Origin of the sequence: Nostoc sp. (assembly GCF_036917455.1) — a bacterium.
Taxonomy (GTDB): Bacteria; Cyanobacteriota; Cyanobacteriia; order Cyanobacteriales; family Nostocaceae; genus Nostoc.
Genome location: NZ_JBALDK010000035.1, coordinates 65,768 through 77,542, shown reverse-complemented (window position 1 = coordinate 77,542; position 11,775 = coordinate 65,768). Strand labels below are relative to the sequence as shown.

General features: G+C 40.4%; 3 protein-coding genes. All 3 read left to right on the top strand.

From position 1 onward, the window contains the following. The first annotated feature begins 38 nt into the window (after positions 1 to 38). The 3 genes from V7K42_RS03675 (at position 39) to V7K42_RS03665 (ending at position 11,771) form a co-directional block, all read left to right on the top strand. A complete protein-coding gene (locus V7K42_RS03675) occupies positions 39 to 3,266 on the top strand; it encodes an amino acid adenylation domain-containing protein (protein ID WP_442938518.1) in 3,228 nt (1,075 codons plus the stop codon). A gap of 73 nt (positions 3,267 to 3,339) precedes the next feature. After that, positions 3,340 to 11,115 (top strand): amino acid adenylation domain-containing protein, encoded by a 7,776-nt coding sequence (locus tag V7K42_RS03670; protein ID WP_334913639.1) that lies wholly within the window; start codon positions 3,340 to 3,342, stop codon positions 11,113 to 11,115. Positions 11,116 to 11,168: 53 nt separating this feature from the next. Then, on the top strand, positions 11,169 to 11,771 hold the full coding sequence (locus tag V7K42_RS03665; RefSeq protein WP_334913637.1) for a Uma2 family endonuclease: 603 nt from the start codon (positions 11,169 to 11,171) through the stop codon (positions 11,769 to 11,771). Positions 11,772 to 11,775 lie beyond the last annotated feature (4 nt).

The following is an 11,775-nucleotide window of genomic DNA, read 5'->3' as shown; positions in this document are numbered from 1 at the left end:
CCCAGTCCCCAGTCCCCAATCGCCAATCCCCAATTCCCATGAACAACATCGACGATCTTTATGAACTTTCGCCTATGCAGCAGGGGATGTTGTTTCATACCCTTTATGCGCCAGAATCGGAAGTTTATTTTGAGCAGTTGCTTTGTACTCTCTTTGGAGAGTTAAATTTTTCTGCGTTCCAGCAAGCTTGGAACCAGGTTGTGGCTAGACATCCAGTTTTACGCAGTTCTTTTTATTGGGAAGAGATAGAAAAGCCCTTGCAAATGGTGAGCAAGCAAGTGGATCTCCCGTGGGAAGTACTGGATTGGCGTAATTTCACAGCCGATGAACAACAAGAACATCTAGCGGATTTTCTGAAATGCGATCGCCAAAAAGGATTGGATCTGGCTGAATCTCCCTTAATGCGCTTCACTCTGATTTATCTAGAAAAACAGACTTATCAATTTATTTGGAGTCATCATCATATCCTTTTTGATGGCTGGTCGATGCAGATTATCTTGAAAGAAGTTTTAGCTTTCTATGAGGCTAATCATCAAGGTGAATCTTTACGCCTTAAACCTTGTCGTCCTTATCGAGATTATATTCATTGGTTGCAAGAACAGGATATTGCTCAAGCAAAAAACTTTTGGCAACAAACTCTTCAGGGGTTTGAAGTTCCTATCTTAATTGGAAATAGGGAACAGGGAATAGGGAATAGGGGACAGCAAACATATAATGAGAAACATTTCGAGTTATCTCAAACGGTAACTGAAAAGTTGCAATATGCTGCTCGACTACACCATTTAACTTTGAATAATTTGGTGCAAGGTGCTTGGGGGTTATTACTTTCCCGCTACAGTGGAGAAAGTGATGTGGTTTTTGGTGCAACTGTATCCGGCCGTCCACCAAATTTTGAAAATGTAGACTCGATGGTGGGGTTATTTATCAACACTCTCCCCATCCGTTTACAAGTCGATGGAAAAACAGAATTATTATCCTGGCTTAAGCAGTTACAAACTCAACAATTTGAACAAGAACAATATGCTTATTTTTCTCTAGCAGAAATTCAAAAAATAAGTGATGTTCCTGCCGGAATGCCATTGTTTGAAAGTATTCTAGTATTTGAAAACTATCCGTTAGATTCTGCCGAACAAAAAACTAAACAAGCTTTAGAAATTAGTGATATCTGCTGTTTTGAACGGACAAATTATCCTCTAACGGTGGTTGTAAATCCTCAATCACAATTATCTGGAAGGATTGTTTATGATACCAAACGTTTTGAGCAACAGACAATTGCCCGCATGATTGGGCATTTCCAAACACTGTTAGCAGGGATGGCAGCTAATTTACAACAAGATATTTCTCAAATTTCCTTACTCAATGCAGCCGAAGAAGAAGAATTAGTGCTGCAAGAGAATCATCAAAATATAGATTATATTGAATATAAATGTCTTCATATTTTATTTGAAGAACAGGTAGAAAAAACCCCTGATGCAGTCGCAGTTGTATATGAAAAAGAACATTTAACTTATCGGGAGTTGAATAACCGCGCCAATCAATTAGCCCATTATTCACAAGCACTGGGAGTTAAACCAGAAGTACGGGTGGGAATTTGTGTCGAGCGATCGCTTTTAATGGTGATAGGGATACTGGCTATCCTTAAAGCGGGTGGGGCTTATGTACCGCTAGATCCTGCTTATCCTTCCGAAAGATTGGCGTTCATGATGGCAGATGTGCAGACACCCATCTTACTAACACAAACTCATTTGTGCGATGCTCTCCCCATCCATAACCAAATTGTGGTTAATCTGGACTCAGATTGGCCAATAATTTCTTTACATAAAGAAGATAATTTGTCAAGCAAAGTTAATCCAGAAAACTTAGCTTATATAATTTATACCTCTGGCTCGACGGGCAGACCAAAAGGAACAGAAGTTCCCCATCGTAGCTTTATTGGTTTTATGTTTGGGGTTGATTACATTCACCTTGATGCAAAGCAAATTTGGCTGCAACATTCATCAATTTCATGGGATGCATTGACTCTAGAACTTTGGCCGCCTTTGCTTTATGGTGGGCGTTGTGTGCTTTACCCAGACAAAATTCCCACACCTGAGAAGTTAAGCAAAATTATCCAAGAACAAAAGGTTAACATCCTATTTCTAACTACCGCCCTTTTCAATCTGATGATTGACACCATGCCAGAGGGATTGTTAGGGGTTAAACAACTGCTATTCGGGGGAGAATCTGTTTCTGTACCTCATGTTCATTGCGCCTTAAAATTATTACCAGAAACGCAAATTATTCATGCTTATGGCCCTTCAGAATGTACAGTATTTACCTCTTGTTATCCAATTCCCAAACAACTTGCTAAAAATGTTCATTCTATCCCTATTGGTAAACCCATAGGCGATAGGAAAGTTTACTTACTTGATGGAGATTTACACCGAGTTCTGATTGGATGCCCTGGAGAACTTTATATAGGTGGGGCAAGTGTTGCTAGAGGTTACTTAAATCAACCAACATTAACTCGTGAAAAATTTATTGCTAGTCCTTTTATTGAGGGAGATATACTTTACAAAACTGGAGATTTAGTCCGCCGTCTCCCTGATGGAAATCTGGAATTTCTGGGACGAATTGATTCACAGGTGAAAATTCGCGGGTTTCGCATTGAATTAACAGAAATCGAAGGATTTTTAACTCAATATACTGACATCAAACAAGTTGTTGTTATTGTGCGGGAAGATGAACCAGGTAACAAGTATTTAGTGGCTTATCTCGTTACTAAAGATAATCAACCAACGCCTAGTAGTTTGCGAAACTTCCTCAAGAAACATCTGCCTGATTACATGATTCCCACGGCGTTCGTATTTCTGGAAGCATTACCTTTAACACCTAATGCTAAGATTAATCGTCGTGCTTTACCTGTTCCAGATACTTCCCAAAGAACTGTAGGAGTTGATTTTGTTGCTCCTTACACACCTACCGAACAAGAATTAGCCACGATTTGGACTGAAATTCTGCGATTAAAAGAAATTGGGATTCACGATAACTTCTTCGAGTTGGGAGGACATTCTTTATTAGCGACTCAAGTAATTTCCCGATTGAGAGAAGCCTTTTCTCTAGATTTCCCTCTGCGTTATCTATTTGAAAATCCAACCATTGCAGAACTCTCTCAAAAAGTAATTGCTCAACAAATCGAACAAGCAGAAGACGATGCCCTAGCACAGATTTTATCAGAAATTGACGAATTATCAGAAGAACAAATAACGCAAAAATTACTTCCTTAAATAATAATTTAATATTTTCTCAAATCCGCAAAAATTCACAAAGCCTGTTTTTAATTACGAATTACGAATTATTATGAGCGATATACTAAAACGTCTAGAATCCCTTTCTCCAGAAAAGCGAGAATTAGTTCTACAACAACTGAAAAAGCAACAGCAATCTTCACAAAATAATGGTAAGCGAACTCCGCCTCTAACACCCATATCGAGAGAAAAAACCCTTCCCCTCTCTTTTGCTCAACAAAGATTATGGTTTATCGATCAACTAGAAGGCGAAAATTGTGTATACAATGTCCCGTTTTTCTTGCAAATTAGCGGATGTCTTCAGATAGCAGTTTTAGAACAAGCTATTACAGTAATTGTTCAACGTCATGAAGTATTACGCTCTAGTTTTTGTGTTGTGGATGCTTCGCCAATACAGGTAATTCATGCCAATCCCAAGTTGACGATGCAAGTGTTAGATTGGCGACAATTGACTGAGGCAAACCAGTTAGAGAAAGCGCAGCAGTTAGCAATAGAAGAATTACAACAACCCTTTAATTTATCAAACCCACCTTTGTTGCGGGTAAAGTTGTTGCAATTGAGTAACCAATCTTATGTACTGTTGCTCGTCATTCATCATATCGTTTGTGATGGCTGGTCAATGCAGATATTCCGCCGGGAATTATTCACGCTTTATACCGCCTTCTGTGCTGGGAAACCTTCTCCTTTACCAGAATTATCGCTGCAATATGCCGATTTCGCTCACTGGCAAAGACAATACTTACAGAAAGAGGTACTCCAAAAGCAACTCAATTACTGGCAAAAACAATTAGCTGGAATCCCGCCACTGTTAGAATTACCCACAAACCAACCCCGCCCTTCAACTCAAACCTATCGTGGGCGTAGCGAGTTTGGCGCACTCAATCAGGATTTAACTCAGAAGTTAAAGCGTTTGAGTCAGGAGTCAGGTACAACTCTGTTTATGACTTTACTGACAGCATTTGTGCTGTTACTTTCGCGCTACAGTGGACAGGAGGATATTGTTGTTGGTTCTGCGATCGCTAATCGGAACCTTCGTCAAATAGAACCATTAATTGGCTTTTTTGTCAATACCTTAGCTTTACGTACCAACTTGCAAGGGAATCCCACCTTCTTAGAATTACTCGAACGGGTGAAGCAAGTAACCCTAGATGCTTATGACCATCAGGATTTACCCTTTGAGAAGCTAGTTGATGAATTGGGTTTAGAGCGATCGCTCTCCTCTCATCCTATATTTCAAGTGGCTTTTGGCTTGCAAAATGAAACGCAAGAGATACTAGAAATCCCTGAATTAACCCTGAATCCCTTGAAATGGGAAAACACAACAACGCTGTTTGATTTGTCCCTAATGGTTCGGGAAACTCCCCAAGGATTAACAACAGAATGGGAATATGCCACCGATTTGTTTACAGCTACAACTATTCAACGGATGGTAGGAAATTTTGCAGTTTTGATTCAGGGAATTGTTGATAATCCTCAACAACCAATTAACACTCTACCGTTACTCACAGAAGTTGAACGCCAACAACTACAAAACTGGAATCAAACAGAAACCGATTATCCTCACAATCAAACTTTGGTTGACTTATTTGAGGCTCAAATTGCGAAAAATCCTAATAATTTGGCTTTGGTGTTTGAATCTCAAAGCCTAACTTATCAACAACTTAATCAAAAAGCAAACCAACTAGCTCATTATTTAATTCAAAATCATCAAATTCAGCCAGACACTTTAATTGGTATCTGCGTTGAACGGTCTTTAGAAATGATTATTGGTGTACTCGGTATCCTCAAAGCGGGTGCAGCTTATGTGCCGATCGATCCGAATTATCCTCAAGAACGAATTGAGTTCATGTTAGGAGATTCTGGGACATCGGTGTTGCTAACCCAAAGTCACCTCAAAGAGCAATTACCTTTAACTAAACTTAAACATCAGACTATTTGTCTAGATAAAGAAACTTTTAATTCGGCATTAACAGATAATCCCAATACTCAAAGTAATCCTGATAATTTAGCTTATATAATTTATACCTCTGGTTCAACAGGACAACCCAAAGGGGTGATGATTGAGCATCGCGCAATTGTCAATTTAAGTTTAGCCTGGGCTGAAACTTTTCAAGTTCAACACAATAGCCGTTGGCTTCAGTTTGGATCTTTTAGTTTCGATTTATCTATTGGTGAAATTGCTACTGCTTTATCCGCAGGTGCTTGTTTGTATTTAGCCAATAAAGAAACTTTGTTACCTAGTCAAACTTTAGTTGACTTATTGCGCGATCGCAAAATTTCCCATTTCACTTTACCTCCTTCCGCCTTATCTGTATTACCTCAAGCCTCATTACCTGATTTGCAAGCTGTAATTGTTGGTGGTGAAGCTTGTACAGCCGAGTTGGTTACACAATGGGGCATCGAACGACGTTTTTTCAACTGTTATGGGCCGACGGAATCCACCGTTATCGCCAGTATATCTAATTGTGAACCGAATGGGAAAAAACCTTCCATTGGGCAACCTATAGCTAATAACAGCATCTACATTTTAGATGCTCATCATCAACCGTTACCGCCTGGACTTCCTGGTGAATTGTGCATCGCTGGAGTGGGTTTAGCTAAAGGCTATCTCAACCGTCCCGATTTAACCGCCGAAAAATTTATTGAAGTTGAATTATTTGGCAAAAATGAGCGAATTTACAAAACTGGCGATTTGGCAAGATGGGCAGATGATGGCAACCTTGAGTATTTAGGTCGCATTGACGATCAAGTTAAATTACGGGGCTTTCGGGTTGAATTGGGTGAAATCGAATCGCTATTATTGCAAAATCAATCAGTGAAAGAAGCCGTTGTAATTTTATATGAAACTGATAATAATCCCAGGTTAGTAACTTATGTCACGGTAAAGGAAAAATCCAGCAATTTAGCGAGTCAACTTAAAGATTATCTGAAAACTCGTCTGCCAAATTATATGGTTCCTAGCCAGATTATGGTATTGGATCATCTGCCACTTACACCTAACGGTAAATTAGATCGCAAAGCATTACCAACACCAGATCCAGCCGCTTCCAATGACTTTGAAATGCTTGTTACGCCAACAGAAGAACTTCTGGCTATTTTATGGCAAAGTCTTTTAAAAGCTAAGTCAGTTGGTCGTCGAGACAACTTTTTTGAATTGGGTGGACATTCCCTATTGGCGACTCAATTAGTTACCCGCATTCGTGATAGTTTTGGGGTGGAAATACCTGTACGCAAGATATTTGAGCAAAGTGTTTTATCTGAATTGGCAACAGAAATTGAGAAAGCATCTTCAGGAATCGCTTTACCTCCCATTACACCACAACCTGAAAATACTCCTAAAACTCTTTCTTTTGCCCAATCGAGACTCTGGTTTTTAGCCCAACTTGAAGGTACTGGAACCTCAGCTACCTACAATATGTCAACGGCTCTGCAACTTGAAGGCAAGTTAAATATAGATGCGTTGCGGGCAAGTTTTGATTACCTCATCGATCGCCATTCCATTCTCCGTACATATTTTCCAGTCTTGGAAGGAGAGGCGCAAGTAGTTGTCCAAAATTTAGAAGATATTGAAGTGTTGGCGATGCCTGCGGCGGGCTGCGCCTACGCAGATTTACAGTCACTCGATCCTCAGACTCAAGCAGAAACCGTACAAAGGTTATCAAATAACCACGCTCAAGAACCCTTTGACTTAAATGCTGGCCCTCTTTTCAAAGCAACATTACTGCAATTAAGCGAACAAAAAAATGTGTTGCTGCTGAATATGCACCACATTATCAGTGATGGCTGGTCAATGGGGGTATTTAAACGCGAATGGGAACAAGCTTATGCTGCTTTTGCTGCGGGGGATGCTCCAAAATTGTCACCATTGCCGATTCAATATAGTGATTATGCAGCTTGGCAGCGCAGTTGGTTACAAGGGGAGATTTTAGAAAGTCAGGAAAATTACTGGAAGCAACAATTAGGCGATGCTCCCCGATTGCTGGATTTACCTACCGATTATCCCCGTCCGGCGCAGCAAAGTTACCAAGGTGGGCGCGAGGAATATCGTTTGAGCAAAGAACTGACTCAACAACTCAAAATCTTGAGTCAAAAATACGGGGTTAGTTTATTTATGACCTTGTTGACGGCTTTTAATATCTTGCTATCGCGTTATAGCCGTCAAGAGGATTTATGTGTTGGTTCTGCGATCGCTAACCGCACTCATAGCTATACAGAATCACTAATTGGCTTTTTTGTCAATACCTTAGTATTGCGGAGCAAAATCAAGCTAGAGCAAGGATTTAATGAGTTACTTCAACAAACGCGCCAAACTTGCTTAGATGCCTACGCTCATCAAGATATTCCCTTTGAGTATTTGGTAGAACAGTTACAACCAGAACGCACTCTCAGCCATAACCCTTTATTCCAAGTGATGATAGTGTTGCAAAACACCGAAGGGGCGGGGACAAATGTTAGTCTACCAGGGCTTGATATTCACTGGTTGAATCAAAGTTATCCTTATGCCAAGTTTGATTTGACACTGGATCTTTGTGAAAGGGACGAGCAACTACATTGTATGTGGGAATATGCCACCGATTTATTTGAGGCAGAAACCATTCAACGCATGGCGGGACACTTTGAAGTCTTGCTTGGTGCAATTACCGAAAATCCTCAACAGCCGATTAGTAAGCTGCCCTTGATGACTACAGCAGAAATTCAACAACTGCGAGTTTGGAATCAAACTAACATTGATTATCTTCAAGACCAGACACTCGTAACTTTGTTTGAAGAACAAGTTGCACAAACCCCCGATAATATTGCCGTGGTGTTTGAAGATTGCAGCCTGAGTTATCAAGAACTGAATCAAAAAGCTAATCAACTGGCGTATTCGCTATTAGAACTTAAAAAAGAGCAACAATTACCCGATAATCCATTGATAGCGATTTGTGTGGAGCGATCGCTAGAGATGGTCATTGGCTTGTTTGGTATTCTCAAAATGGGCGGGGCTTATGTGCCAATTGACCCCAACTACCCACAAGAGCGGATTCGTTTTATGCTGGAAGACTGTGGGGCAAGGGTTTTGCTAACTCATAGTCAACTTAAAGATAGATTAGCGATTAAAGAGTGCGACAGGCAATACCAAGTACTCTATTTAGATCGAGAGGGAACAGGGAAGAGGGAACAGGGAACAGAAAACCCGAAAATCCAAAATCAAAATGATTTAGCTTATGTAATTTATACATCAGGTTCTACTGGGCAACCAAAAGGTGTAGAAATACTGCACCGTGGTTTAAGTAACTATTTGCACTGGGCAAAAGACTTTTATGCAGTAGCGCAAGGGCAAGGGACACCTGTACAGTCTTCTCTGAGCTTTGATGCAACCATTACCTCCCTTTTTCTACCTCTAATTTGTGGGCGTACCACCACCTTGGTGAAAGAAAAACAAGAAATTGAAGCTTTAGCAAACATCGTCAAACAGAATAAGCATCTCTCCCTTGTCAAAATCACACCGTCCCATTTGGAAATCTTAAATCAGCAACTCGATGCAGTTACTATGCCAAATCGAGTTAATGCCTTTATTTTAGGTGGTGAGGCATTACACGCTAACCAAATAATACCGTGGCTGACTCATGCCCCCGATACCCGCTTGATTAACGAATATGGCCCTACAGAAGCAGTTGTGGGGTGTTGTGTCTATGAAGCAACTGGAAAAAGGGATGTAGTAGGCGATTTATTGATTGGACAACCAATTGCCAATGTACGAATTTACATTTTAGACAACCAAAATCAACCTCTACCTCCAGGTATTCATGGCGAACTTTGTATTGCGGGTGCTGGTTTAGCCCGTGGCTATCTAAACCGCGCCGAACTCACAGCAGAAAAATTTATCGAACTGGAATTATTTGGGGAAAAAGAACGAGTTTATAAAACTGGGGATTTAGCAAGATGGTTGCGAGACGGGAACTTAGAATATCTGGGGCGGATTGATAACCAAGTAAAACTGCGGGGCTTTCGGATTGAATTGGGTGAAATTGAAGCTTTATTAGCTCAACACCCCAAAATTCAGCAAGCAATTGTGATTTTAGCAGGAGAAAGTGCGATCGCTCAACGCTTGCTAGCTTATATTGTACCCACATCAACAGATAACGATCTGGAAGATAAAAGTCTGCAAGTTGAACAGGTTGAATTATGGCAGCAAGTTTTTAATGATAGCTACTCTCAGCAAGAAGCCCCAACTGAAGATCCAACTTTGAATCTAGCAGGCTGGAATGATAGCTACACAGGAAAACCAATTCCCCAAGCGGCGATGCAAGAATGGCGAGATACAACAGTTGCCCAAATTCTGGAACTACAACCACAACGAATTTGGGAAATTGGTTGTGGAACAGGGCTGTTATTATTTAAAATTGCGCCTCATTGTCAGCAATACTTGGGTACGGATCTTTCACCTGAAGCATTGCACTATATTGAACGACATCTCAAACAACAATCTCTCGAAGACAAAGTTAGCTTAAAAGCTAGTGCTGCAAATCAGTTTGACGGCATTGAAACAAATGCTTATGACTTGGTAATCATGAATTCAGTAATCCAGTATTTTCCCTCCTTGGATTACTTTTTGTCAGTATTGGAGGGGGCTATCAATGCTGTGACAAATCAAGGATCGATCTTTATTGGGGATGTGCGAAATCTGCATCTCTTGAAAGCTTTCCACACCGCAGTCGAGTTTCATCGCGCCCCCGATGAGTTATCAATCAAGGACTTGCGCCAACAGATTCAAAAAAGCATTAACACTGAAGGCGAGTTACTTATTGATCCTGATTTCTTTATCGCCTTAAAACAAAGATTTCCACGAATTAGCCATCTGCAAATTCAATTGCAACGGGGTTATGCCCAAACGGAAATGAGCCGTTTTCGTTATGACGTTATTTTACATTTGGATCGAGTAGATATTCCTGTCGCATCACCTCAATGGTTAGATTGGCAAGGTGGAGAACTGAATTTGGAAACAATCGAGAAAATTTTAACGACTCAGCAACCTGATTTGTTAGGTATCAAGAATATTCCTAATGCTCGTCTCACCTCAGAAATGACTCTCTTAGAAGAAATTGCTCAATTAGATGGTACTGTTGCAGATTTAAAAGCGGCAATTGCCCAAGCGAAACCGGGCATAGAACCCGAAGCATTCCGAACTTTAGCAGGAAATTTGCCTTATACGACTTTTATCCAATATAGCCCCACAGCTTTTTCCGATTACCATGTTATTTTTCAACAAGATATTTTTGGGAACGTGACATTACCCCGATTTACTCAAGGGGATAATTTGCAACTGAAACCTTGGCAAGATTATGCAAAACAACCATTACAATATCGTAGCAATCAAGTCGATCAAACCTTATTAGCTGAATGGCGGGATTTTCTGGAAAAAACGCTCCCTGATTATATGATTCCTAGCCATTTCACTGTTTTAGAACAACTGCCATTAACACCAAATGGTAAAGTAGACCACAAAGCTTTACCTGCGCCAGACACAGGACTTGCAGTAACAAATATTGAATTACCCATAACAGCAACAGAAAAACTGCTTGCCGAATTGTGGGTAAAGCTGCTTAAATATGAAGCGATCGCTCGACAAGATAACTTCTTCAATTTAGGGGGACATTCATTATTAGCAACCCAACTTATTGCCCGCATTCGTGATACATTCAAAGTGGAACTGTCGCTGCGGAAGGTATTTGAATTCCCTATCCTCAGTGAATTAGCTAATTATCTTGATACCTGCATTTGGGTTAATTCCACCGACGAAAATATGCAGTCTCTCAACTCAGACGAAGAGGAAATCGAATTTTAAAGTACCACATCTTAAAACACATCTTCAAGTAAAAATTATCTTTAATTTAACCTATGATTGCCCTATCTGATTCCGTTTTTCTCACTCCCGAAGCCTACCTAGAACTAGAAGAAAAAAGTAACATTAAACACGAATATATCGATGGTCAAGTTTATGCAATGGCAGGAACAACTGACACCCATAACACTATTGCCGGAAACCTATTTCTTCTGATTCGTAATCAATTGCGAGGGGCAGACTGTCGAGTTTACTTTGCCGATATTAAAGCCCAACTTGAAAAACGTAACCGCTTTTATTACCCCGATCTCATCGTAACCTGTGACCCTAAAGACCGAGAAACCCCGAATTATAAACGCTTTCCTAAACTTATTATCGAAGTGCTATCCGAGTCCACCGAAGGCTTTGACCGAGGCGACAAATTCAACGACTATCAAACCCTTGATAGCCTAGAGGAATATGTTTTAGTTAACAGCAAACACAAACGAGTTGAAACCTTTCGCCGTAACGATCAAGGCTTATGGGTGCTACAAACTTATACACCTGATGACCAAACATTTGAACTCAAAAGCATTAACCTAACTGCCCCTTTTACCGAACTTTATGAGAATGTAGAATTGGAAGCGATATCTACGCCTACAGTCCAAAACCAAAGTTAAGTTA

Coding starts and splice junctions, on each gene's coding strand:
- V7K42_RS03675 (WP_442938518.1), top strand. CDS start 39: ATGAACAACATCGACGATCTTTATGAACTTTCGCCTATGCAGCAGGGG.
- V7K42_RS03670 (WP_334913639.1), top strand. CDS start 3,340: ATGAGCGATATACTAAAACGTCTAGAATCCCTTTCTCCAGAAAAGCGA.
- V7K42_RS03665 (WP_334913637.1), top strand. CDS start 11,169: ATGATTGCCCTATCTGATTCCGTTTTTCTCACTCCCGAAGCCTACCTA.